Raw genomic sequence first — 25,112 nt, 5'->3', positions numbered from 1 at the left:
CGTCAGATTAATGCAGGGCATCATCCGGCTGTCAGGAAATTCAATATTAATCCCTAACTTTGCTTTATGATTGAACTCCCCGTGATACCGGCGAACCAATTGCAGCGCAAGCCCGATTGGTTGCGCGTAAAACTCCCCGTAGGCAAGGAATATCGGCATGTGCGCAGTTTGGTAGACGAACACAAGCTGCATACCATTTGCGAGAGTGGCAACTGCCCGAATATGGGCGAATGCTGGGGAGCGGGTACAGCGACATTCATGATATTGGGCAACATCTGCACGCGCTCCTGTTCGTTTTGCGCTGTGGCTACCGGACGGCCCTTGGCGGTCGATTTGGACGAGCCCAATCGGGTAGCCCAGTCCGTCAAACTCATGGAGGTGAAGCACTGTGTCATCACGTCGGTAGACCGCGATGACCTGAAGGACGGCGGATCTATAATTTGGGCGGAAACGGTCAATGCCATCCGCCGGGAAAGCCCCGATACCACATTGGAGACCCTGATCCCGGATTTCAAGGGTCAATGGGAAAACCTCGAACGCGTACTGGCGGTACGCCCGGAGGTCGTGTCCCATAATCTCGAAACCGTGCGTCGCCTCACCCGTGAAGTGCGCATACAGGCTAAATATGACCGTAGCCTGGAATGCCTGCGCCGCATATCCGCCGCCGGATTGCGTACTAAGTCGGGCATCATGCTTGGGTTTGGCGAAACGGAAGCCGATGTTATCGAGGCGATGAACGACCTATATGAAGCGGGTGTGCACATCCTCACGCTCGGACAATATCTTCAACCAACGAAAGCCCACCATCCCGTAGTGGAGTGGATTACCCCCATCCAGTTCAACTATTATCAAGAAATCGGACTGCGGATGGGCTTTAAGTATGTGGAAAGTGGTCCGCTGGTGCGTTCATCCTATCATGCCGAGAAGCACTTGTTTGATATGTAATAAAATCGCGCTCTTTCAGCGAACTATTTCTGTTATATGTTTGCGTATGTTCTCGCTGATTTTGTCTATCGGGAGGTCGTCGGGGTCATTGCCAAAAGGATCTTCAATAGATTCCGCAATTAACTCCAAGGATGCCATGACGTAAAATACAAACGGTACGGCTGCAATTACGAAATATCCCATAGAAAATACATATCCTATAGGCAGCGTAAGCACGTAGACGATGATGAATTTCTTGATAAACGAACTATAGGACCACGGAATCGGTGTGTTCTTTATCCGTTCACACGCACCGCAGATATCCGTTAGTGCTAGCAGTTCATTATTGATTACAATCAATTGGTCGCCCGTAAGCACCTCATCCCTATACAATCGGTTGGTACGGCTATACATCAGGGATGCCACCTGATTGGGTCCATGTTTCCTGTTGTCTAGATGCTCAAATTCGGGGTGGGCTTTTTCGTCCAACATAAACCGGGTTTTATTGGAGCGTAGGTGCTCAAATAGCGTGTGGGCATACATGGGGATGGTTTTTTCAAAGAAATCCCGATTGGCCTCGTCCTGCGGCGCGAGGAATGCGTTCACCTTGATGGCAAGATTACGACTCACATTGGTAAGCATCCCCCATTGTTTGCGCGCCTCCCACCAACGATCATACGCCGTATTCGTGCGGAATACCAATAGGATCGACATGACAAATCCCAATAGGTTATGGAGGATGGTGATATTTCTTATCCAGCTCCTTTCGGAAAGCTTCAGGTATTCCAACTCCCAATAGGCAATACCCCAAGAATAGAGCGCCATAACCACCATCAGTGGGAATAGCTTGCGCACCGTATCCGAACGATGCAGGGTAAACGTAGCATGGATCCAATCCTTAGGGTTGTATACAATCATAACACAAACATAGCGAAAGAATCTGTATCTTTGAATGACGTGAAAAACACCACAGCAACACAAGAAGCGTTCATCCAAACACCGCTTGGCGTAACCTCCATCCAAGGCGATGCAACCGGCATTGTTTCTGTTCAGGTCTTAAAATCAGATACGGTTGCCCCGTCGGTAGAAATTCCCGATTGTTTGAAAGAGGCGGTGGTGCAGCTTCAGGAATATTTTTCCGGAACACGGCGGCTATTCGAATTGAAGCTCAACCTTAAAGGCACAGATTTCCAGAAAAGCGTTTGGCAGGAATTGCTCAACATCCCCTATGGAAAGACCATTTCTTACTTAGAGCTTTCTAGGAGGCTGGGCGACATGAAGGCCATCCGCGCTGCGGCCGCAGCCAACGGCCAAAACCCCTTCTGGATTGTCGTGCCCTGCCACCGCGTCATCGGCAGTGATGGGTCGCTCACTGGATATGCCGGCGGACTATGGCGTAAGAAATGGCTGTTGGAGCATGAAAGCCCCTATAAGCAGCAATCCTTATTTTAGGGTGCTAGGATACCGCAATGCACACTATCGGAAATTTTATCAAACATCGTATTTCGGAACGCGGCATACACGTGGACCGGGGTTTTCCATGAAATGCAACAGCTTTACCTCCAAGGTCTCCATTTCTTTACATCGTTCCGATCTCTCGGAAGTAGCGGAAGATCTCACCATCATATAGCAACAGCATCAACCGATCAGAACCACTTGCCTGGCCGGAGTGGTCCCAACGGATGGTCAATTGACTGATTGGCGAACGGCTTCCGCTCATTGTCCAGATCGATTGCGTTTTTCCTGACCTAAGACTGGGCTAATTGGAATGGGCTCACACGGCTTCCAGGAGGCGCTTCGCGCTGATATCTGATACATGAGCAATTGATAGGGGTAAACTGTCGGGATAGACAAACGAATTTGATTGTTGGGTTAGGCTAGCCTTTGAGAAAGAAGGATATAATAGAGCCAAAATAAGACAATATCCTAAGGGGTTTAGGTGGGATTTTAGTTTATTTTTGTTTGTTATAGACCTTTTGACTCCAGTTAAGTTGTGTTTGCGATGGAGGGTATCGATTTTTCAGGCAAAGGGCTCAACCGAATGTGCGAGTAAAATCAAATAGACAATAAATTATGGTCAGACATTTTGGTGTTTTGGTGTTTAAGAAGGAAATCAGCGAGGCTGAGATTGAAGAAAGTCTTCGCATGATGAAAGCGCTGGTTTTGCAAATCCCTGGCCTGCTGGACATGGAATACGGTCCTTACAGCAGCCCTGAAGGGATGAATGATGGCTTTACACATGGGTTTTTAATCACGTTCGACAGCGAGGAGTCCCGAGATGCTTATCTCCCGCACCCCATCCATGAGCAAGCGAAAGACGTGGTTGTTCCCCGTCTGGAGCGCGCGATTGTCTTTGACTTTGTGGTGAAATAGCTATGGATGTGACGTATATGGATCGCCGGGCGGTCGTGATGATCGGATGTTTTGATACCAAGGGCGAGGATTTTTCGCTGCTTAGGGAACGCATCATCAAGTTGGGTCAACCCGTTTTAAGTATTAATGTAGGCGTCAAAGGGACCACAACACTTTTCCCGGTAGCTGTTGAGGCCGATCAGGTCGCTGTGGCGGCAGGTCGTACATTGGATGGATTGCGGTCGCTTGGTGATCGCGGCTTTGCTGTGGCGGAGATGGGGCGTGGTGCGGCTAATATTTTGAAAAAACTGTTTGATAAAGGACAGGTGGCAGGGGTCATCGGGATGGGCGGTGGCGGTGGCACCCACATGGCGTTGACGGCCATGCAGACGATTCCCTTCGGCGTACCGAAGGTGTGCCTAAGCACGATTGCGACCAGAGACGTGAGCATGCAGGTGGGCAGTGCCGACATCGTATTGGTACCGTCGGTAGTGGATATCGGTGGTGTAAATAGTATCAGCCGGATTACTATTGGCCATGCGGCAGCTGCTATTTGCGGGATGGTGCAGGCCAGCTGGGAGTCTGGGGAGGATGAAGGCGGTGAAGGTAAAGGGCGGATTGCCATTAGTATGTTTGGCAATACGACTGCCTGCGTTACGGCGTGTACAGCACTGTTGCGTGAACGAGGCTACGAGGTTTTTTCGTTCCATGCCAACGGTGCTGGCGGGCGTACGATGGAGTCGCTGATTGCCGGAGGGTACTTTGATGGTGTGCTTGATATTACGACCACAGAGCTGGCAGACGAACTATGTGGCGGTGTGTGCAGTGCAGGGCCAGACCGAATGACGGCTGCTGCCAAGCATGGTATCCCGCAGGTAGTCGTGCCCGGCTGCCTGGATATGGTCAACTTCGGGACACTGGATAGTGTGCCCACGCAATACCGCGATCGATTCCTTTACAGTTGGGCACCTGATGTAACGCTGATGCGTACCGATGAGGTGGAGAACCAGCAGCTTGGGGAGCAGCTTGCATTGAAGGCAAATGCATCCTCAAAAAGCACCATTGTAATGCTCCCATTAAATGGAGTCTCACAATTAGATGCTGAAGGCGGTCTTTTTTATCGTCCGTTGGTGAACCAGGTATTATTCAAATCCATCCGTGAAAACCTGGACCCCAATATCAACATATTGGATATTCCATTTCACATCAATGATCAGGGATTTGCAGCTGCTGCTGTCAATACGATGCTGGGCTTAATTGGTGGCGATACGGCAAATTAAATAGGTCGCCGAATAATTAACGAAATTTCAGACATCAGAAATATTTATAATAACAGTATGGCTAATCAATGGACGGGAAAAGGAAACCCCTATACAAAACAGGAAGTAAGAGACCGGTTTCAGAAAACGGTGAACGACGGAAAGGCGATTATCGCCGCTGGTGCAGGCACCGGTATCAGTGCAAAATTTATTGAACGTGGCGGCGCAGACTTGATCATCATCTACAATTCGGGTCGTTTCCGTATGGCTGGCCATGGCTCGGCAGCGGGTCTGATGGCTTATGGTGATGCGAATGCGGAAGCCTTGGATCTCGGAGAGTTTGAGGTGCTCCCGGTGGTTGACGAGATTCCAGTGGTGTGTGGCGTGCATGGTTCGGATCCCCGTAGAAGGATGTGGCATCACCTGCTGAAAGTGAAAGATATGGGATTCTCCGGTGTCAATAACTTTCCGACACATTGCGTTGTAGACGGTCATTTCCGCCGTGTTCTGGAAGAAACGGGAATGGGTTTCCATAAGGAGGTGGAGATGGTAGACCTGGCTACAAAAATGGATCTTTTCTCGATTGTATATGTGGCTACAGCAGAAGAGGCGCGCCAGATGGCACATGTGGGGGCAGATGCAATTATTTCACATGTCGGGACGACCATCGGTGGCTCCATTGGCGTAACAGGGGCAACCTGTAGCATGGATGAAGCCATCGAAAGGACACAAGAGATTGTTGAAGCCGGAAAGGAAGGCAATCCCGACATTTTCTTCCTTGCGCATGGTGGCCCAATCATGAGCCCTGAGGATGTACGCATGGTGCTCGATCGGACAGATGCCCACGGATTCGTTGGGGCTTCCTCGCTGGAACGGATGGGTGTGGAGCGTTCCCTTGAGACCCTAACGAGGGAGTTCAAATCACTTGCATTGAAAAAATAGCTGGCCGCTATTTCCTGCTCAAGCTAGCGCAGACCATCAAGGCCTGCGTTGAAAAATTTAGCAAGCATCATTTGGATTCCGGGTTCAGATTTTCCTATCTTCACCCAGGAAATACCAGATGATGCCTGTACCACCACTAAAAATACTCAAAGCATCGGCCGGGTCTGGCAAGACCTTCAGCCTCACGGCACATTACCTCACGCTGCTATTTTCGGGAGACAGTAAATACCGCGAGATATTGGCTATTACCTTTACCAACAAAGCGACGGCCGAGATGAAAGGGCGTATTTTGGAGGTGTTGGAGGCGCTGGCGATAGAAGATGGATCGACCGACAACAGGGCCGGTGCGTATCGTGAAATCCTGTTGGAAGCCTTCCCGTCGTGGGATGCTCAAATCTTGCGCCAGCGCGCGGCAGCGATATACCGCAGGATCCTGCATGATTATAGCCGTTTTGCCGTAAGTACCATAGACGGTTTCACACAGAAGGTCATCCGTGGCTTTACCTTTGAGCTGGGGATCGACGCCGGATACAAGCTGGAGATGAACATTCGCAAAGTAAAGGCAGACCTCGTATTGCGGCTTAACCGAAGGCTCGATGAGCGACCTGAACTATTGAACTGGATTATGGATTATGCGCAAGCTAAGATCGAGCGGGATGAAAACTGGAATTATCGCTGGGCATTGAGCGATCTAGCGGCCGAGATTTTCAAAGAAGATTTTCAGGACTTCGACAAAGCTGTCTCCGGTATTCCCGAACGGGAGCTTTTTGAGAACCTCGACAACTATTGCAAGGAAACCATCAAACAGTTTGAAGAAGCATTCGAGCAGTTGCTCAAAACAGCCACTGAGCTATTCGTTTCCTCCGGGGTAGATATCACGGATTTGGCGGGAAAGTCGCGCAATCAACTGGGCAAGTTAGGCAATCTGTCTGCCCAAAACCCACATGATGTGGTCAAAAAATTGGAGAAATACATCCACGCGCCGGACGAATGGCAGAAAGGCGGGCTTATTGGTCAGATCGCCCTGTTATATGGCGATTTGAATCCGTTATTGGAGCAGCTATACGACTTTTATACCGCACAAGGCCCGGATTACTACCTTGCCAAAGCCATCGATGAGAACCTCTATTACTTGCGCCTACTCAAAGAAATGAGCGCGTTGCTAGCCGAATGGCGAATGGATAATGGCGCTCAGCTTATCAGTGATGCACAGATTCTTCTGAACAATATCGGTATCAATGAGTCGGGCGATCCTACCTTCATCTGGGAAAAGACAGGCAATCGTTTCCGGCATTTCCTTTTTGATGAGTTTCAGGATACTTCTCGCAAGCAATGGGACAACCTGCGCCCGCTACTCATCAATGCGATAGGCAATGCCTCCGGCAGGGCCGTTGAGCATCTCATCGTGGGCGATGTGAAGCAAAGCATTTACCGCTGGCGTAATGGCGACTGGCGTATCCTATTGGATCGGGGCGAGCAGCAAATCGGCGCGGCTTTTAATACGATGGATACATCATCACTCATCCAGAACGAGACATTGGAGACCAACTACCGCAGCCATGAAAACATCGTGGCCTTCAATAATCTGATTTTTGAATATGCTCCCTCGCAATTGCAACGCAGGCTGAACGACCGCATCCTGACCGAACTGGGCAATGAACACTACGAACACTGGTGGAAACCCTCGGGTTACCACGATACGATTATCCGGGCGTATGAGGATAGCCGCCAGCAATTTCCTCCCAATGCGCGGAAGGCGGGTGGCACCGTGCAGGTAGATTTCATCGAAGTGGAAAGCAATAACCACCGGGCTAGTGCAGTAAAAGAGGAAGCACTGACCCGGTTGGCTGACACGCTCATGGGCTGGGTCGCGGCGGGCACGTACCACCCCGGCCAGGTCGGTATTCTCGTGCGTACCAATAACGAGGCGCGAGAGATTATCCAATACCTGCTTGATCGGCAGCGTGAATCTGAGGTCGCATTCGATATCATTTCGGGTGATGCATTGGTTTTGGGCAGCCATCCCGCCATCCGGCTACTGATCGATACGCTACACGCATTGGTGGGAAGACTGCCCGATTCGGCGTTGTATACGGCCAATTGCATCTACTTATTTCACCAGTTGCAGGGTAAGGGAGAGGCAGTCTCACCCGATGATTGGATGCGTATAAGCACGTGCCAGCCCGTTCAACTGGCCGGACTACTGCCTGAGCCGCTTTGCAGCAATTGGGCTTCGTGGTCCCAGCTGCCGCTGGCCGAACTCGTAGAGTCGCTGATCGTGGCTTACGGACTCCAAACGAATGAAGAAAGCCTGCCTTATCTCCTTGCATTCCGCGATCTCGTTGCCACGTTCACCGCCAACGGCGAACGGGGAATCCATGCGTTCTTAACGTATTGGGAAGAGGAAGGGAGCGATCGGGCATTGCCGGCTGCAGGCGAAACGGACGCTGTGGAGGTCCTTACCATCCACAAGTCTAAGGGACTGGCGTTTGATGTCGTGATGATTCCGTTTTGCAGCTGGCCCATCGATGGGCGCATCAACGGCAATTTCTGGGTAAATACCGAAGATACACCATATGCACTCCTCCGCAAAACACCCGTGAAATATAAAAGTGATCTCGGCAAGTCGCGTCTTTACCGGGCATATTTCGAAGAAATGTTGTTTAACTATATGGATGCCCTCAATACACTCTATGTAGCCAATACCCGGACACGCAAGCACCTTTATATCACCGCGCCTGGGAAAAAAGGTGACGGGGAGATCAGTTCGTTGCTTGCCGGCGACCTACTCCTTGACATATTACCTGATGTTGCCGGTGCGTTGAATGTGGCTTGCAACGGGGGTATGTGGTTGGGAGACGTACCCATAATGGATATCCATGGCGCGCGTGAACCAGTAGCAACTGGGTGGACGTTCGATCATTATCCGGCCTCCGCCCGGATGAAGGAGGAGTTGGCCCGCCCAGAAATACAGACCGAATTGGATATCGTGCGGTTGGATGCGGCCAAACGCCATGGGCAATTATTGCACGAATTGATGGCTGAAGCGGATTCCGAATCGGATTTAGATGTTCGGTTGGATGCTTTGCAGGCCCAGGGATTGCTTCAGGGAGAAGAGCGAGCCGACGTGTTGGCCATGGCTATGGATACCTGGAGCCATCCGCAGTTGGCGAAGTGGTTTAATGGCGCCTATTCGCACTGGAATGAACGGAGTATTATCCTATCCAGCGGTAGGACACTGCGCCCAGATAAAGTTTTGGTGGGCGCGTATGAGACCATCGTACTGGACTTCAAATTCACGCAGCACGAGGATGAATCCCACCTCAGGCAGGTAGCCGACTATCAACTGGTGCTCCGTGAGATGGGCATGCCAAACGTCAGTGGGTATGTGTATTATGGAGAATTGAAGAAATTGGTGGCCGTATGAGAACCGATCCATTCCTCCGACAAGTTGCAGCAGATCTATTGTCCCGGTTTGGCGACGATTTGAAAGACGTGGGCGTGGTGCTGACTAACAAGCGACCGATCGTTTTCCTGCGCAAACACCTGGCTGAGCTGGTTGGTAAACCCTTATGGAGCCCTTCATTTTTTACGGTACAGGAATTCCTTCGTCAGTCGGCCACGGTGCCAGAGGCGAGCCCCTTGGCACAGTTCTTTATTCTGCACCGGCTACACAACACGTTGCTCCGCGAGGAAGGACGACCGGAGGAAATACCGGATGAGTTCTATCCCTTGGCTGAGATCATCTTGAGCGATTTTGCCCAGTTGGACTATGACCTGGTAGCACCGGAAGAAGTTTATGCTGAATTACGCGACATCGCCCTCCTCCAACAACGTTTCCCCCATCTCTCTGTCGATCAGCAACGCTTCATGCGCCAATTTTGGGAGTCTTTTTCGGTGGGCAAACAGACGGCTATCCAGCAAAAATTCCTCCAGCTGTGGGGGCGATTACCCACGCTTTACCAACGGTTCAAAGCCGAACTGGCTCTGCAGAAGCTGACTACCACGGCGGGAATCTACCGCACGCTTGCGGAGGGTCGTGCGGACAATCCCGGCTTCATCGACGCATACAAGCAAGTTGCGTTTGTAGGCTTCAACGCACTCAACCAATGCGAGGTGAAGCTCTTCACACAATGGCAGGAAGCCCAAAGGACACGCTTCTACTTTGATGCAGACAGCTACTACCTCGACGACGACCTGCAAGAGGCAGGACTCTTTCTTCGGAAAAACATCCTGCAGTACGGGCTGAAGAATACCTTGGGGGAATTTCCGGTCACGTTGGCGTCAAAAACCAACCGCATTGAATTGATTTCGACTTCAGGTAAAGTAGCGCAAGCCAAGCTGTTGTCGAAATTGCTGGCCGATCGACCAGCCGAACGGGGTACTCCAACAAACACGGCCATCATCCTGGCCGATGAAAGCCTGCTCGTGCCGGTACTGCAAAGCCTGCCTGATGGCTTCGATTTTAACGTGACCATGGGTTATCCGTTAACGCAATCCACGCTTTTCGGATTCATCGACGGTTGGCTGAGCGTCCAGCAACAGTTGGCTGCTAATCAGGGGCGATACGTACATCACCTCGACGTAGAAGCTATCCTCAGCCATCCACTAAGTGGCATATTGCCCGAAGAGCGGGATGTGTTGCAGCAAACCATTAATGCCAACGAATGGCTGGAGGTACCCGTTGCGGAACTCTTGTTGAAGTCTGGAAGTTACCCTCATTTTTTTGTTCCGCGGAGCGGTGGTGAGGGATTGCTCCAAGCCTTGCATGTCCTATTAGACGGGGTGCTTGATTATCGTCAAAACTCCCATAGTCTTCGGCATATCGAGGCGGTGCTGATCCTTGCCGTGAAGAAAGCACTTAACTTATTGCAAGACGGGCTGATGCATTATCCTGAGCTGTCGATGCCTTTTCTTTGTGCACTGATCCGTAAAGCCCTCAAAGGGATATCGGCTCCAATCGAAGGTGAGCCGCTGAAGGGTGTGCAGATCATGGGCTTGCTTGAAAGCCGTTGCCTCGACTTTGAGGAGGTTTATATCATTGGGGCTAATGAGGGAAAGCTACCCAACATCACCGCTGCACCGACTTTTATCCCCGACTCCATCCGGCGCGTCCACGGCCTGCCGGTACTGGAAAATCAAGATGCGTTGTCTGCATACTTGTTTTACCGGCTACTGCAACATCCCCAGCATATCTCGGTAGTGTACAACACGGTCGTAGACGATAGCAACAATGGCGAGGTAAGCCGATTTGTAAGGCAATTGGCCTTCGAAAGCCGGTTTACATTCCAGTATCGCAGCCAACAGCAACCTATCAAGACTATCCCTGCGTCTCCTTCGCTCACCTTGTCCAAAACCGGAGCGGTATGGCATAAACTGAGCCGTTATTTAGACGACACAAACCCGGATCGCCCGAAATTGTCGGCTTCGGCGTTGACAACGTACTTGCAATCGCCGCTCCTATTTTTCCTCAAGTATATTGCTGGCATCAAGGAGCCACCCAAGTTAACCGAGGAGTTCGAAATGAACCGGCTGGGCTCGGTTGTACACCAAGTGATGCAGGATGTGTATGAGCAGCTGAAAATGAATGACGATATGATCACGGCACAGCGCATCCGGCAGAAAATCAGTCTGCTCCCACACATTTGCCTACAGGCGTTGTCGAAAGAACTGCACGGCGAAGCCAATAGGATCAGGATGCCCAATAGTATGCAGCGTATCCTGCTCAAGGTGGCCGAAGAGTATGCAGCGGTGTTCCTCCATTACGATGCGGCGCAAATAGCCCCTTTGCGCATCGTGGAGCTGGAAAACGAGCGGGATTATTCCGTGGCCTTTCCCATAGCCGTACAGGGCGAACCTCAGACGGTTAAGCTCTATGGCATTATTGACCGGGTGGATGAAGTAAATGGTAAAATGCGCATCGTGGACTACAAAACCGGGCGCGACGAAGTGAAGTTCAACGGACTGGATACCCTGTTTGCTCCCGCATCGGCGAAGAGCAATAAGGCAATGATACAGACGCTGTTTTACACGTATGTATATGAGCAGGTAACTGGTAGCCGTGGGGTAGAGCCCAACCTATACATTGCCCGCAAACTTCGTGCGGAGGGTACGTTATTTTATACCAGTGGGCGGGGAGGCAAGCTTGTTGCCGAAGGCGCTGCCCTGGAAGATATCAAAAGTCAATTTGTGACGTTCCTGCGCCAGACGTTGGAGGAGTTGTTCAATCCTGATGTTCCGTTCCGTCATAACCCGGATGCGGTGTTGTATCCCAATGACCCCTACAGCGAATTTTTAAACCAGTTGCAACCGCTATCGGATGACGAAACCTAGGAAACCACTTTTACTTTTGCTTGCTCGATCGATAACTGCTGCGCAACCTTCCCGGCGATTTCCAGAAATGCAGTACGTGCGGGATTGTCTTCGTCCATCATTACGGGCAATCCGTTGTCTCCGGAATCACTGATGCTTTTCACCAAAGGAATCTCACCAAGGAATGGCGCATTAAAGCGTTCCGCCAGCCGTTTTCCCCCATCTTTGCCGAAGATGTAATAGTTATGGTCGGGCAATTCTGCCGGAGTGAAATAAGCCATATTTTCTACGACACCCAAAAGCGGGATGTTGATCGAATCCATCAGGAACATGCCAATCCCCCGTACGGCATCAGACAATGCCACGTTTTGTGGGGTAGTTACCACAACGGCCCCCGAAATGGGAAAGCCTTGGGCCACAGTGATGTGCACGTCCCCCGTCCCCGGAGGTAAATCCACAATTAAATAATCCAATTCGCCCCACTCCGCATCATTGAACAACTGTTTAACGGCTGTACTTACCATTGGGCCACGCCAAGGAACAGGCTGGTTAGGGTCGGTGAAAAATCCGATGGACAGCAGTTTTATACCATATTTCGTTATCGGTTCGATTTTTGTCTTGCCATCTGAGGTTTTGGAGGCTTTGGGTCGTGCGCCCTCCAACCCAAACATAATGGGCACGGAGGGTCCGTAGATATCTGCATCGATTAGGCCAATCTTGGCTCCTTTAGCATGTAAAGCCAGGGCCAAGTTAGCGGCAACGGTGGATTTGCCTACGCCCCCCTTACCCGATGCAACGAGAATAATATTTTTAATATTGGGCAGTTGGTCCCCTTTCGGACCAGCCACATGGGAAGTCATATTGATATCTACGGCAATGTTTTTATCCACAAACAACGCGATGGCGTTACGGCAAGCATGCTCGATATGCCCTTTTAATGGACAAGCTGGCGTGGTAAGTACCACATCAAAACGGATTTTTGATGGGGTGATTTCCACGTTCTTTATCATATTAAGGGTCACCAAATCTTTCTTAAGGTCGGGGTCGTCTACATGGCTTAGCGCATGCAGCACTTGTTCTTTGGTAATCATCGCTCCTTTATCTGTTTGCAATTTCAACGATTACAAAACTAAAGAAAGCGAAACACAAACTTGTCATATCTTTGTTTTTAATGATAATTATCCCGTATTTAGGCTCAAAATAAAGTCAGCATTGCAGTTCGTATGTTTAGGCAGCTATTAAGCAGAATCACCAAAAGACAACTTGTCATCGGCGGTGTTGTACTGGGAATACTGGTATTGGCTGGCCTTATTGCATGCGTGGTTGCATACCATAAGCGGGAGGCATTGCTGGCATCGACTATTGCGCGTATCCAATCCAGGATGGCTGCAGATTACCAAATCGACCTCGCCATCGGGAAGGCTTATTTTTCGGGGATGACCACGGTGACCCTTGAAGAGGTGAAGGTTTTACCGCATGACCGGGAGCAATTGGCCGGTGTGGAGGAAGTATCCGTTAGCATCAAGCTTTTTCCGCTACTTACCGGCGATGTGAGGTTTGGACGTCTGCGCGTACACGACGCTCAGATCCAGCTGATCAAGAAAGACAGCATCAGCAACTATGATTTCGTTTTCAAAGGTCTGGATACGGTAGATACTGCCGAAGAGGGGCTGGCGGAACAGCCTGATGAGGCAAGTGTCAATATGGCCCAAGCGGCAAACCGCATGCTCAACAGTGTGCTCTACAAAATACCCGAGGATATGGAGCTACGTGACTTCATACTGACGTACCGTGACGATAGTATTAGCCAACGCATCAGTGTGCCAAACGCCGATATTGACAACGGTTACCTCACATCCGCCGTATTCCTTAATGACAACGAAGCGGCCTGGCAGGTCTCGGGCAAATTAAACCCCCATAAACGCCAACTGTATGTAAAGGTACATGCCAATGGTCAGAAAATCGCGATACCACTGCTTGAACGCAAACTTGGATTGAAACTCAGCTTTGATACGATTGAGACCCGTCTTCGCGAAGTTTACTGGACCAACAACGAATTTTTGCATTTCAAAGGGGAATGGGCAGTCAAAAACCTGACGATCAACCATTGGCGCATTGCCCAAAAGGATGTCGTAGTGCCCGATGCCCATGTAGACGCCGAAGTGATTGTCGGCAACAGCCATATCGAACTTTCCAAAACATCGGCTGTAACGGTCAAAAAACTTGTGGTACATCCTTTTATTCGCTATACCACCGTGCCGGACAAGACCTATGCATTTGGTCTGGAGACACCCGAAATGGAAGCTCAAGACCTTTTTGACGCATTCCCAAAGGGGCTTTTCGAATCGCTGGAAGGTATACGTGTATCGGGTAAAATCCAATATAAGCTGGATGCTTTTCTGGACACCGCCAATCCGGACAGTGTACAGTTCGACTCCAACATGGAACAAAAGGATTTTAAAGTGAATGCATGGGGCAATGCGAATATCCCGAAAATCAACAAGACGTTTGTATACACCCCCTATGAGGATGAAAAACCCGTGCGTGATATTGTGGTAGGCCCCGAGAACCCGAACTTTATACCGCTCGCCCAAATATCACCCGACCTGCGGAATGCGATCCTCACAACGGAAGACCCCTCGTTTTTCAGCCACAACGGATTTGTGGAAGAAGCGATACGTACATCGATTGCTATCAATTTCAAAGAAAAGGCATTCAAACGTGGTGGCAGCACCATTTCCATGCAATTGGTCAAAAACGTATTCCTCAACCGGAACAAGACCATTGTGCGAAAGCTGGAGGAAATATTGATCGTTTGGTTAATGGAAAGTACACGGGCTGTGAGTAAAGAACGGATGTATGAAGTGTACCTCAATGTTATTGAATGGGGACACAATGTCTATGGTATCAACGAGGCCGCCCGTTATTATTTCAGCAAGCATCCCGCTCAACTCACGCTCGGGGAAAGTATCTACTTGGCAAGCATTGTCCCCCGGCCCAAAACAGGCTTGTATTCGTTTAATTATGAAGGTGGCCTCAAATCGTACATCGCACCGTATTTTAGTTATATCGGCAATATTATGGCCAGACGTGGTTTGGCTCCGGCTGATTCATCGGGAAGTTATGGGTTTTATGCGGTGAGTCTCCGGGAAGCACTACGTCCGGACAAGCCTGTCGCCGCGGATACGTTACAGTTGGAAATGCCGCCCACGGATTTCGAAACGGAATTGCAGCAGGTACGGGGTTTGCTGGACCGTATCTTCAACAGCTCCGAAGAAGAAGAAAACCAATAGCTAACGGATGAAAATTACAATAAACCACAAAGAGTTTGAGCGTATCATAGACTATAACCAGATAAAGAAACGTATCCGGCTTATCGGCATACAGCTCAATGTAACCTACGAAAAGCAACACCCGGTTTTCATCGGAGTGCTTAATGGCTGCTTCATGTTCATGGCAGACTTGATGAAACAGATCCATATTGCCAACGAGCTGTCTTTTGTTAAACTCTCATCTTATGACGGCGTTTCCCAACGTCGGCAGGTAGACGAATTGATTGGCCTTGACTGTGACCTTGCAGATCGGGAAGTGGTCATTGTAGAAGATATCGTGGATACCGGCAACTCATTGAAACATACACTTGATCTGGTAAACGCCCAAAACCCGGCTTCGGTAGCTGTATGTACCCTGCTGCTCAAACCGAAAGCCGTAAACCATATATTTGACAATATTGCCTATGTAGGGTTCGAAATCGACAACGATTTCGTGGTGGGTTACGGATTGGACTATCAAGGCATGGGGCGGACCTTGCCGGATATCTATCGGGAGGTCATACCTGAAAAATGACGGATATCACTACGAATGCTGATCAACATCCCCTAATAGTCCCGACTGTTTCATATCGTTTCAATAGGATTTTTTAACTGGCTGACCGAGAAAGCGGACATCCAGAAAGCGGGTAAGGCCGAAATCAACGAAAGGCTTAGCGCTTTAACCCTTTATCGGCTTTAATATATGATGTGCTCAACGCAACAGATTTTCAATCAAAACCATTTAATAGTTGAACCCTATCCCATTCGGCGTAAATGTTTGAAAAGAAGAGAAACTTGTGATAATTTTTAATAGAAGTAGTGAAAATTCGCCTATTTTCTAGATTATCCTATCTTGACCAAATACTTGTATAAACAAGAAAATAGCTGGCTAAAAGGTTTTATGCAGCAAAAATCGATGCAGGATAGTACAGGTTGCAATTCAAGTAAATCGTATCTTTATTTGATAAGACGCCAATGCGATTATTTTATAACTTAAATTCATGCTATGAAAGGAACACTTACTCGCTCTCATTTACCAAACCCTTATGCCCCTAGCCAGTAACGGGTATCATCTCCTTTACCAACGTGGTTGACATTGATTAGGCTGCGGTCGGCCTAACAAATTAGGATCTAAAACTCCGCGATTAAAAACGGAAAGCAAGTTAGCTGGCAACGCTGATTCATTCGGATAGCTGTAAACGGTTATGGTCTGGTTTATATAAGACCATACAAAGCTATGCTTTTGCGAAAAAACCAATAATGAATAAATAAAAACAATACATTCAAGTTAAAATTACATGGGTATAAAAAACAAAAACACTTGGCTTTTATCTTGCGGGATGTTGATGCCTGCGCTGATAAGTATGCTTGCCATTCAGTCCTGTAAGGACAAAGAACTGACGAAATCCGGGAGCGAGTATGATCCTGGGTTACCAATCGAACTGACATCTTTCTATCCAGATTCCGGGATATTCCAGGAAAAAGTAATGTTGATTGGAAAAAACTTCGGATCTGATCCGAAGCAAATCCGCGTTTGGTTCAATCAACGTAGGGCGCCAGTCATTGGTTCCACGGGCGAACGCATGTATGTGATGGCACCACGCCTACCAGGCGACACATGTGTCATTTCAGTGGCGGTCGGCTCTGATTCGGTCGTATTCCAAAAGAAATTTCTATATCACACCTCGGTGACTGTTACAACAATTGCCGGAAATGGTAGTCGATCTGAGTACCGGGATGGTGACCTAACCCAATCCATCGTAACACCGAGGTTTCTTTGCGTGGATAAGGACGACAATATCTTTATGATCAACCGAGAGGCCGGCCTTTACCATGTAGCCCGTATAGACGAAGAAGCCAACGAGCTAATTACAGTGGCACGTGACGTCGTGGGCAATGTGCCCGCGGCCGACCCGGTCAGCGGACTGATCAGCTTTCCGACCGAAACCACGATCGGATCATTCTATACGCTTGATCCACAAGAGTTCTGGGCACCGCGAATCCGGGAAATGAAATGGCCCGCCACGGGTGACCGGCCGGAGGCGGGTTGGAAGCACAGTATGGTGTTCAATCCTTCCGACGGCTATATCTATACGCGTTATTATCATGGTCACATTGTAAAAATCCACCCAACAACGTACGAAGTCGAAACGATCTTTAAGACCGAACAGGGAGATAGTTATGGAATGACGTTTAGTCCCCTAGAACCCAACATTCTTTATATGTCATTTTTCGGCAATGCGGGTGTCAATGCGAACAGCATCTGTAGCATTGATGTAACCGATCCGGACAATACCTTCAAAAAACTCAACAGTTCAACAGCTGGCGGACATCGTGACGGCCGCCTAGAAGTGGCGCAATTCCGTAACCCGGACCAGATTTTCTGTGATCAGGACGGCAATATCTTTGTCGCGGACCGGAGTAATCACTGCATCCGTCGGATTACGCCAGAAGGTATGGTGGAGACCGTTTTGGGCATGCCGGGTACTGCGGGCTGGCGGGATGGCGGGCGCGAGGAAGCGCTGTTTAACAATCCAACCGGTATTGGTATCAGCAGCGACGGTTCGGTTTATGTGGCCGATTTCGATAACAACCGGGTAAGAAAATTGTCAGTCAATTAATCATCAAACCTCAAACTTAGGATGAAGTATTTAACCTACTTACTGGGGGTACTGTTATCAGTATCCTTCATTGCCCGCGCACAGGAGCAGAGTGCCTATACCATGCAGGGCGTGGTGTATGATGAGAACGAGAAACCTTTGGCAGGAGTTTCGATCTACCTGCGGGATAAGATCACCATCGGAACGGCGTCTGCCGACGACGGCAGTTTCACCATCCGGGCATCCCGGGGCGATATGATTGTTTTTAACTACGTTGGATACGAAAAATTCGAATACTTGGTAACCGAGGAAAAGAAGGATGTCGTGGTCCGCTTCACCGAAAAAGCAGAAGCGCTTGATGAAGTCGTGGTGACAGGTTTAGGCCGGACACAACGTAAAATCTCTTCCGTGGCAGCGATTACTACAGTCGACCCGAAGGATCTACAGACGCCAGCACCCTCCATAGCTAACCTGTTGGGCGGGCGTGCGGCAGGGGTAATCTCCATGCAGACCAGTGGCGAACCGGGGAAAAACATTTCCGAGTTCTGGATTCGAGGCATTGGCACTTTTGGGGCAAATGCCAGCGCCCTGGTACTGATTGACGGATTGGAAGGAAATATCAACACGATTGATCCGGCAGACATAGAAAGTTTTTCCATTCTGAAAGATGCATCAGCAACGGCGGTATATGGCGTTCGCGGAGCGAATGGGGTCGTGTTGATTACCACCAAGCGCGGTCAATCCGGCAGGCTAAGCATTACTGGGCGGGTCAATTCAACGCTGTCTTATCTAAACCGGGTTCCCACTTATTTGCGGGCCTATGACTATGCGAGGCTCGCCAATGAAGCGCGGGTACTTCGCGGCGAAAGTGAAATCTATTCCGACGTGGAACTGGATATCATTCAGGACGGTCTTGATCCAGACATCTATCCCGATGTAAGTTGGCAGGATGAAGTGTTGCGTAAGCAGAGCTTGCGCCAGGGTTACTACGCTAGTGCACGTGGTGGTGCACAGGTGGCCCGTTACTTTCTAAGTCTTGGGTTCACCAACGACCAAGCCGCTTATAACTACGATAAAACCAGTGTGTATTCGGCCAATACCGGTTTTAAGACCTACAACTACCGAACGAACATCGATCTCGAACTCTCCCCTTCCACCAGCCTATTTTTCGGGACGGATGGCTTTTTGGCCATCCGAAATAATCCGGGTGTAGCCAATACCGATTATATCTGGTTTGCCCAATCTAATCTGAATCCATTATTGCTACCAACCATGTACTCGAACGGACAGTTTCCGGCGACATCGGAAACCGCTTCGCTCCGGTCACCAAATGTGATGATCAATAACATGGGGCGGCGTACCGATCAGGAATATCGCGGCAAATTCACCCTACAGCTTGATCAGGACCTATCGATGTTTCTCGAAGGCCTGAAAATCCGGGGGCAAGGCGCTTATGACCTGATCAGCCATTTTAACGAAAGCCGGATGACGTATCCTGCCCTTCACCAAGCTGTAGGCCGCGACCAGCAAGGCGATCTCATTACCATCGAACGCGTACAGAAAGGCGCGATATCCTATGGGCATAGCACTAACCAATATCGGCGGTACCATTTTGAAACCACCCTCAACTACGACAAAGTGTTCGGCGGAGATGGGGCTCACCGTGCGTCAGCATTAGTTTATTATTACATCAGTGATCAAAAGTGGGCGCAAGAACCTGGTCAACCGGCTCCCAACAATTTAAGGGCTATCCCGATCCGCTATCAAGGTGTTTCCAGCCGGTTTACATATGGGTTCCGGGACACGTATATGATTGACTTTAACTTCGGATACACGGGCTCCGAAAACTTCCAGCCGGGTAGGCAGTACGGCTTCTTTCCTTCTGTAGCGGGCGGTTGGGTACCTTCAAATTATGAGTTTGTAAAAGACAATATGTCTTGGATTAACTTCTTGAAGTTCCGTGGATCATACGGTACCGTGGGTAACGACCGGATCGGTTCGCGCAGATTCCCATACCTTACACTGGTGAATCAATACACTGTCAGCCCATGGGGTACCAGTCAGATCAATGATGCGGTTAACGAAGGGGTTGTAGGAGCCGACAACCTGGAGTGGGAAAAAGCGATCAAATCCAACCTGGGTATTGAAGGCACACTTTTCGACCACAAAGTACAATTTGTGTTTGACTTGTTTAATGACCAGCGAAACGGCATCTTTATGCAACGTGTGCAGGTGCCTTCCTATGCAGGTCTGGTGAATATGCCTTTTGGCAACGTGGGTAAGATGAGGAGCTATGGAGCAGACGGAAGCACCAGCTTTACCCAGAAATTGAATGCCGATATGAACTTTACGGTAAGGGGAAACTTTACCTACTCCAAGAACGATGTACAGAACTGGGAAGAAGCTAACCCGAGGTACCGATACCAGGAAATCTCCGGGTTCCCCCACGGTGCGATACGGGGTTATCAGTCGTTAGGTCTATTCAAAGATTGGGACGATGTGGATAACAGCCCTGCCCAGTTTGGTCAGGTGATGCCCGGCGACATCAAATACCGAGACATCAACGGCGATGGAGTCATCAATACCGATGACCAAGTGCCGTTGTCGTATGCGACATATCCCCTGTTGATGTTTGGCTTTGGTGGCGAATTCCGCTATAAAGACTTTACCGTCGGTGTACTATTCAAAGGTACAGGTAAAACGGATTTCTTTCATGTTGGGCAATTTGTTCCAGGTTATGGCGTCAATGCCACCGGCTACGTGCCGTTCTATAACGGAGTTAATGGCAACGTACTTTCCCTCATCAATGACCCATCTAACCGATGGATACCACGGGAGTATGCAATTGCCCAAGGCATCGACCCGGCATTAGCCGAAAATCCAAACGCGCGCTTTCCCAGGCTCACTTACGGATACAATGAGAACAATACCCGGCTTTCTGACTACTGGAAAGGCGATGCACGTTATATTCGGCTGCAGGAGGTCACGTTAAACTACAACTTGCGCAAGGCATTTCTGCAACGGCTGAAAATCACATCCATTGACTTTCAGCTAACAGGCAATAACTTAGCTATTTGGGATAGGGTTAAGATTTTCGACCCCGAACAGGCACAACGAAATGGAGAAGTCTATCCGATTCCGTCAAGCTTTATCCTCCAACTTTACATTAACTTATAATAACAATCCAGCATATGAAACTAATGAAATTAGGTAAATGGTTGGTGCTTTCGGCAGGTCTATGCCTTACCGGATCGGCCTGTAAGGACTTTTTGAGCGTAGACAATTACTTCAGCGAAGAGCTGAAGCTTGATTCGGTTTTCGCTGAGAAACGTCATTTGGAAGCGTACTTGTGGGGAGCGGCAGGCATGTTTCCCGACGAAGCCAATTTTTTCCAGAATAATATTACGCCGGGGCCGCTGGCCACGGATGAGGCATTCACCGCATTTTTAACACTGCATAACTACAACGGGATGCGCTTTGTCCTCGGTGAAATTACTGCAGCCAATGTTGGCTCAGCAGGATGGGGGAACTATTATCGCATAATCCGCAAGTGCAATACTATATTCACCCGGATTGATGAGGCAAGAGATCTGACAGCAAACGAGCGTTATGAGATTCTTGCCTATACGCGGTTCATCCGGGCGTATGCATATTACAGTATTCTTGTAGATTATGGCCCTCCAATCCTACTTGGTGACGAGATTATCGAATCCAATGCACCATTGGCCGATTATGATCGCGCACGTACCACGTATGATGAGGCGGTGGAATACATTTGTGCAGAATTCGAGACAGCTGCAATCGCTTTGCCAGCTTCAGGGAGCCTGATGGAGTTTGGCCTTCCGACAAAAGGTGCCGCCTATGGTTTGATAGCCCGTCTCCGGCTTACACACGCCAGCCCATTATACAACGGCGGCCAGGCAGCCCGTTCGTTTTTCGGCAATTGGCGGCGCTCTACAGATAATGCACAATATGTTTCTCAAACCTACGACGAGCGGCGCTGGGCATTGGCGGCGGCTGCCGCAAAGCGGGTGATGGATCTGAGTCTGGCTGGCGGTGTTTCTTATCGCTTACATACAGTAGCAGCAGATTCGGATACCCCACCTCTTCCTTCAGGAATAATCTCCGATCCTGATTACTACAAGCCTTGGCCGGAAGGAGCTGCGGGCATCGACCACTACAAGTCTTATTCGGATATGTTTACCGGCGAATCAGTTATTCCTACAAACCCCGAATATGTTTGGGGACGCAGAAGCAGTGTTGTTCAAGCCAATACGCAAATGGCTTTCCCGGAAAAGCAGAGTGGCTGGAACGGATTGAGCGTTACACAAAAGATCATTGACAATTACCGTATGATTGATGGTCGGACCATTGACAATTCGAGCCAGGAATATCCCTATACGGAAACCGGTTTTGCGGGATCCGCTAAATTATTCTCCGGTTATCGGCTGAATGCCGGGGTGAGCAACATGTATGTGAATCGCGAAGCCCGGTTTTACGCCTCCATTGGCTTCAGCGAATGCTATTGGCCAATGAGCTCTTCAACCTCGTCGGGCTTTTATAATCAAACGATTTCCTATTATTACGATTCTCCCAATGGGAAAGGTGGTGTAAGTAGCCCGACTGACTTTCCCGTAACGGGCTACGTGATCAAAAAATTCATTCATCCCACCGATGCCTTTGGCGGAACCAATGCGCGCCGTATGGATAAGGCCTTCCCAATCATTCGGTATGCCGAAATCCTGTTATCCTATGCTGAAGCGTTAAACAATTTGACTGGTAGCCACACCATTGATGTGGATGGGCGACAACTTACTTTAAGCCGAGACACGGAAGAGATTCGCAAAGCCTTCAATCAGGTGCGCCACCGGGCTGGATTGCCGGGCATTACTGGTGATGAAAGTGTCGAAACCATACAGCAATTACTTGAAAAGGAGCGTATGATTGAGTTTCTGTTCGAGAATCGCCGCTATTTCGATGTGCGGAGATGGGGTATTTACGAGCAGACAGAGAGTGAACCCATCCGTGGTATGAACATTGAAGGTTCGAAAGACGTGTACTATACACGGGTTGTACCAAATACGTCACGAATCGGGGCGCGTATTGTAAATAGAAGGCTGGCATTACTGCCGCTTCCGCTTGAAGAGGTGCGGTTGCTGCCTTCGTTGGATCAAAATCCAGGTTGGGAAAATTAATAAATCCGAGCATGAAAAAATTTTCATATATAAAATATTCGGCCTTAGCCGCTTTCGCCGTGATAAACTTATCGTGCGAAAGGGATGAAATCTTTGAACGCGAACAGTATAAAAATGTATTCGCTCTAATTAGTGAAAATGACAACGTATCATCCAAATTCCACGATTTGGGAAGCGAAACAATAGGCTATGTTGCCGCTTCATTGGGTGGAACAACGCCGACGAACAAACCCATTGAGGTAAATCTGATTGAAGACCCGACATTGATCGATGAGTACAATCGCACCAATTTTGATGTAGATCATTCCAAATACGTCCGACCACTGCCGACAAGCAAATATGACATCGAAAAGTACTCGTTTACAATCCCAGCGGGAGACATCGGCGGACGCCTTCCGATACGGATCAGGCCGGATGGACTGTCGCCCGATTCGTCTTACTTTATTCCGTTGCGGGTCGAGTCGCATTCGTCTTACGAAGTCAATCCAGAGAAGAGCTTCCTGCTGTACCGCGTACGGATCAAAAACTATTGGGCACGTGCCGACGGAAACACCATCTACAGCATGCGTGCACGGCTACGTCAGGATGGCTCCGCATTTGAATTGCAGCTGCCCGGTACCAAAATCATGCATCCCATCGGCGAGCGCGAGGTCCGGATCATGGTAGGTAACGAGGCGTACTCTTCAAATGTGAACGTGTTTAACCGCGCGGCGATTACCTTACTGATCGGCGAGGATAACAAGGTGACCATTCGCCCCTACAAAGATGTAGAAGTCCAGCAGATCGATGGGGATAGCGACTACCCGAATACTTTTGCCATTGAGGACGACGGGTTTAAAACCTACAAAACATTCCTGCTCAACTATTATTTCCGCATGGATGGTGTAGTCTATCAAATGAAAGAAGAGCTAAGACTGGAATTTGATCCGGATGAGGAAACCAGATTGTAATAGATTTTGTCCTTTTAACTGTGTTGAAATGAAAAATAAATTTAATTACCTTGCCCTAGGCATCTTATTGTCGCTGTGCACAATGGGCTGCGACGACTATGAGGTAAAAGATATCCCGAAAAACATCTACGTCGACAAAGCGTCCTTATCGCTCTTCGTAGGCGAACAGATGCAACTGAAAGTCAGCCCTACAGACGGCACCTACAACTACCAATGGACGAGTGAAGATCCTGCCATTGCTACGGTTAGCAGCAGCGGGTTGGTCCAGGCAATAAGTTCAGGCTTCACGAATGTCATAGTAACCGGAGGCCCCGCGAAAACACTTGTGCCGATTACATCCATTACGCGGATTCCGCTTGAAGATGTTATCTTAAGTGAGAACAACATCGAGTTGATGCCCGGCGGACAAAAGACGCTTTTGGCTACCTTTATACCTGCGACGGCGAATGATATCCCGGATTGGCAGTGGGTTTCGGAGAATCCGGAAATCGCAACCGTTAGCGAAAACGGCGAAATCACGGCCATAGGTGAGGGGATTACACATATTGTCTACCGGGCAGGCACCGTGGAACAACGCGCTGTCGTGGACGTAAGCTTCACCAGTCCGTTCAATGGTCCACACATCCTCTCGGCAGCAGCGGAACGAATTATTTATGCTGCCGATTTTGATTATGGTGGTGAAGGTCTTGCATTTCACGACGCGGATGCCACCAGCGCGATTGGTAATGACAATTACCGCCGTGGTAAAGGTGATACCGAAAGCTTCGCGGTAGAAATTGAGGGCGACGGCAACAATATTGGCTATATCAATGGTGGCGAATGGTGGCAATACACCGTATACGTACAGGATGCTGGCGAATATTGGTTTGATTTGGGATTGTCGGCCGCCGGCGACGCCAAGTTAAGGGTTGAAGTGGATGGCGTGAATGTAACCGGTACCGTCGATGTTCCGAACAACGGCTCCTGGGCCGACTGGCGCTGGTTCCCAGACCCAAGATTGGTAATCAATTTCACGGCAGGCAAGCACAAGGTGAGGATATTTACCGAACAATCGGGCTTCAACCTACGGGGTATGCGCTTTTTCAAAAAATAGTGATAACCCCCCTAAATTTAAATGAATGCCAGGTAGATCAATTCCTGGCATTTTCTTTTTCATTTAAAACTTAAATGCTGTGGCGTTGCTCTTTCCAATTGCAGACCCTGTTCCTCGGGCTAGCTCACCTTATGGGCACGATGTACGCCCCCTCTTGCTTTGCGCGTATTGGAA

At 49.3% G+C, this 25,112-nt stretch carries 17 protein-coding genes; 14 read left to right on the top strand and 3 right to left on the bottom strand.

Going from position 1 to position 25,112, the window contains the following annotated elements; genetic code table 11:
- Positions 1-66: 66 nt before the first annotated feature.
- Positions 67-945, top strand: a complete 879-nt coding sequence (gene lipA / locus IEV98_RS03515; RefSeq protein WP_188504531.1) for a lipoyl synthase — start codon at positions 67-69, stop codon at positions 943-945.
- 15 nt (positions 946-960) lie between these two features.
- Here lipA and IEV98_RS03510 read toward each other — a convergent pair whose 3' ends face one another.
- Complete coding sequence (locus IEV98_RS03510; RefSeq protein ID WP_188504530.1) at positions 961-1,842, bottom strand: bestrophin family protein; 882 nt, start codon at positions 1,840-1,842, stop codon at positions 961-963.
- 39 nt (positions 1,843-1,881) lie between these two features.
- Between IEV98_RS03510 and IEV98_RS03505 the strand changes: the two genes are divergently transcribed.
- Positions 1,882-2,376 carry a methylated-DNA--[protein]-cysteine S-methyltransferase gene (locus tag IEV98_RS03505; RefSeq protein WP_229738707.1) on the top strand — a complete coding sequence of 165 codons (495 nt, stop codon included), beginning with the start codon at positions 1,882-1,884 and terminating at the stop codon, positions 2,374-2,376.
- Between the two features lie 127 nt (positions 2,377-2,503).
- Here the strand turns inward: IEV98_RS03505 and IEV98_RS03500 are convergent, their stop codons facing one another.
- Positions 2,504-2,644: a hypothetical protein gene (locus tag IEV98_RS03500; protein WP_188504528.1), complete on the bottom strand. Its 141-nt coding sequence runs from the start codon at positions 2,642-2,644 to the stop codon at positions 2,504-2,506.
- 353 nt (positions 2,645-2,997) lie between these two features.
- Here IEV98_RS03500 and IEV98_RS03495 point away from each other — a divergent pair, with 353 nt between their 5' ends.
- The 5 genes from IEV98_RS03495 to IEV98_RS03475 all read left to right on the top strand — a co-directional run bounded on the left by IEV98_RS03495 (position 2,998) and on the right by IEV98_RS03475 (position 11,810).
- A complete protein-coding gene (locus IEV98_RS03495; RefSeq protein ID WP_188504527.1) occupies positions 2,998-3,297 on the top strand; it encodes a Dabb family protein in 300 nt (99 codons plus the stop codon).
- A 2-nt stretch (positions 3,298-3,299) separates the two neighbouring features.
- A complete protein-coding gene (locus IEV98_RS03490; protein ID WP_229738546.1) occupies positions 3,300-4,556 on the top strand; it encodes a Tm-1-like ATP-binding domain-containing protein in 1,257 nt (418 codons plus the stop codon).
- 57 nt (positions 4,557-4,613) lie between these two features.
- A complete protein-coding gene (locus tag IEV98_RS03485; protein WP_188504526.1) occupies positions 4,614-5,477 on the top strand; it encodes a phosphoenolpyruvate hydrolase family protein in 864 nt (287 codons plus the stop codon).
- Positions 5,478-5,595: 118 nt separating this feature from the next.
- The gene (locus IEV98_RS03480; RefSeq protein ID WP_188504525.1) at positions 5,596-8,904 is read left to right on the top strand and encodes a UvrD-helicase domain-containing protein; all 3,309 of its coding nucleotides are present in this window, start codon (positions 5,596-5,598) and stop codon (positions 8,902-8,904) included.
- Entirely contained in the window at positions 8,901-11,810 is a 2,910-nt protein-coding gene (locus IEV98_RS03475; RefSeq protein WP_188504524.1) for a PD-(D/E)XK nuclease family protein, read from the top strand. The genes IEV98_RS03480 and IEV98_RS03475 overlap by 4 nt, the downstream gene beginning before the upstream one ends.
- On the opposite strand, the gene IEV98_RS03470 is transcribed toward IEV98_RS03475, so the two are convergent.
- A complete protein-coding gene (locus tag IEV98_RS03470) occupies positions 11,807-12,880 on the bottom strand; it encodes an Mrp/NBP35 family ATP-binding protein (protein WP_188504523.1) in 1,074 nt (357 codons plus the stop codon). The two genes, IEV98_RS03475 and IEV98_RS03470, sit on opposite strands and share 4 nt — an antisense overlap.
- A 132-nt stretch (positions 12,881-13,012) precedes the next feature.
- Here IEV98_RS03470 and IEV98_RS03465 point away from each other — a divergent pair, with 132 nt between their 5' ends.
- From IEV98_RS03465 to IEV98_RS03435, 7 genes are all read left to right on the top strand, one after another.
- A complete protein-coding gene (locus tag IEV98_RS03465) occupies positions 13,013-15,082 on the top strand; it encodes a transglycosylase domain-containing protein (RefSeq protein ID WP_188504522.1) in 2,070 nt (689 codons plus the stop codon).
- A gap of 7 nt (positions 15,083-15,089) precedes the next feature.
- The gene (gene hpt, locus IEV98_RS03460) at positions 15,090-15,635 is read left to right on the top strand and encodes a hypoxanthine phosphoribosyltransferase (protein ID WP_188504521.1); all 546 of its coding nucleotides are present in this window, start codon (positions 15,090-15,092) and stop codon (positions 15,633-15,635) included.
- Positions 15,636-16,446: 811 nt separating this feature from the next.
- A complete protein-coding gene (locus tag IEV98_RS03455; protein ID WP_229738545.1) occupies positions 16,447-17,721 on the top strand; it encodes an IPT/TIG domain-containing protein in 1,275 nt (424 codons plus the stop codon).
- Positions 17,722-17,742: 21 nt separating this feature from the next.
- The gene (locus IEV98_RS03450; RefSeq protein WP_188504520.1) at positions 17,743-20,877 is read left to right on the top strand and encodes a SusC/RagA family TonB-linked outer membrane protein; all 3,135 of its coding nucleotides are present in this window, start codon (positions 17,743-17,745) and stop codon (positions 20,875-20,877) included.
- Positions 20,878-20,891: 14 nt separating this feature from the next.
- A complete protein-coding gene (locus tag IEV98_RS03445) occupies positions 20,892-22,895 on the top strand; it encodes a RagB/SusD family nutrient uptake outer membrane protein (protein WP_188504519.1) in 2,004 nt (667 codons plus the stop codon).
- Positions 22,896-22,906: 11 nt separating this feature from the next.
- The gene (locus IEV98_RS03440; protein ID WP_188504518.1) at positions 22,907-23,845 is read left to right on the top strand and encodes a BT_3044 domain-containing protein; all 939 of its coding nucleotides are present in this window, start codon (positions 22,907-22,909) and stop codon (positions 23,843-23,845) included.
- A gap of 28 nt (positions 23,846-23,873) precedes the next feature.
- Positions 23,874-24,938, top strand: a complete 1,065-nt coding sequence (locus IEV98_RS03435; protein ID WP_188504517.1) for an Ig-like domain-containing protein — start codon at positions 23,874-23,876, stop codon at positions 24,936-24,938.
- Positions 24,939-25,112: the final 174 nt, after the last annotated feature.

Source organism: Parapedobacter pyrenivorans, from assembly GCF_014636865.1.
GTDB lineage: Bacteria > Bacteroidota > Bacteroidia > Sphingobacteriales > Sphingobacteriaceae > Parapedobacter > Parapedobacter pyrenivorans.
The sequence above is the reverse complement of the archived record's forward strand: the minus strand, read 5'-3'. Positions and strand labels throughout refer to the sequence as shown.

What these genes read in the sequence shown, in the direction of transcription:
- lipA (WP_188504531.1), top strand. Translation starts at nt 67, where the DNA reads ATGATTGAACTCCCCGTGATACCGGCGAACCAATTGCAGCGCAAGCCC.
- IEV98_RS03510 (WP_188504530.1), bottom strand. Translation starts at nt 1,842, where the DNA reads ATGATTGTATACAACCCTAAGGATTGGATCCATGCTACGTTTACCCTG.
- IEV98_RS03500 (WP_188504528.1), bottom strand. Translation starts at nt 2,644, where the DNA reads ATGAGCGGAAGCCGTTCGCCAATCAGTCAATTGACCATCCGTTGGGAC.
- IEV98_RS03495 (WP_188504527.1), top strand. Translation starts at nt 2,998, where the DNA reads ATGGTCAGACATTTTGGTGTTTTGGTGTTTAAGAAGGAAATCAGCGAG.
- IEV98_RS03490 (WP_229738546.1), top strand. Translation starts at nt 3,300, where the DNA reads ATGGATGTGACGTATATGGATCGCCGGGCGGTCGTGATGATCGGATGT.
- IEV98_RS03485 (WP_188504526.1), top strand. Translation starts at nt 4,614, where the DNA reads ATGGCTAATCAATGGACGGGAAAAGGAAACCCCTATACAAAACAGGAA.
- IEV98_RS03480 (WP_188504525.1), top strand. Translation starts at nt 5,596, where the DNA reads ATGATGCCTGTACCACCACTAAAAATACTCAAAGCATCGGCCGGGTCT.
- IEV98_RS03475 (WP_188504524.1), top strand. Translation starts at nt 8,901, where the DNA reads ATGAGAACCGATCCATTCCTCCGACAAGTTGCAGCAGATCTATTGTCC.
- IEV98_RS03470 (WP_188504523.1), bottom strand. Translation starts at nt 12,880, where the DNA reads ATGATTACCAAAGAACAAGTGCTGCATGCGCTAAGCCATGTAGACGAC.
- IEV98_RS03465 (WP_188504522.1), top strand. Translation starts at nt 13,013, where the DNA reads ATGTTTAGGCAGCTATTAAGCAGAATCACCAAAAGACAACTTGTCATC.
- hpt (WP_188504521.1), top strand. Translation starts at nt 15,090, where the DNA reads ATGAAAATTACAATAAACCACAAAGAGTTTGAGCGTATCATAGACTAT.
- IEV98_RS03455 (WP_229738545.1), top strand. Translation starts at nt 16,447, where the DNA reads ATGCCTGCGCTGATAAGTATGCTTGCCATTCAGTCCTGTAAGGACAAA.
- IEV98_RS03450 (WP_188504520.1), top strand. Translation starts at nt 17,743, where the DNA reads ATGAAGTATTTAACCTACTTACTGGGGGTACTGTTATCAGTATCCTTC.
- IEV98_RS03445 (WP_188504519.1), top strand. Translation starts at nt 20,892, where the DNA reads ATGAAACTAATGAAATTAGGTAAATGGTTGGTGCTTTCGGCAGGTCTA.
- IEV98_RS03440 (WP_188504518.1), top strand. Translation starts at nt 22,907, where the DNA reads ATGAAAAAATTTTCATATATAAAATATTCGGCCTTAGCCGCTTTCGCC.
- IEV98_RS03435 (WP_188504517.1), top strand. Translation starts at nt 23,874, where the DNA reads ATGAAAAATAAATTTAATTACCTTGCCCTAGGCATCTTATTGTCGCTG.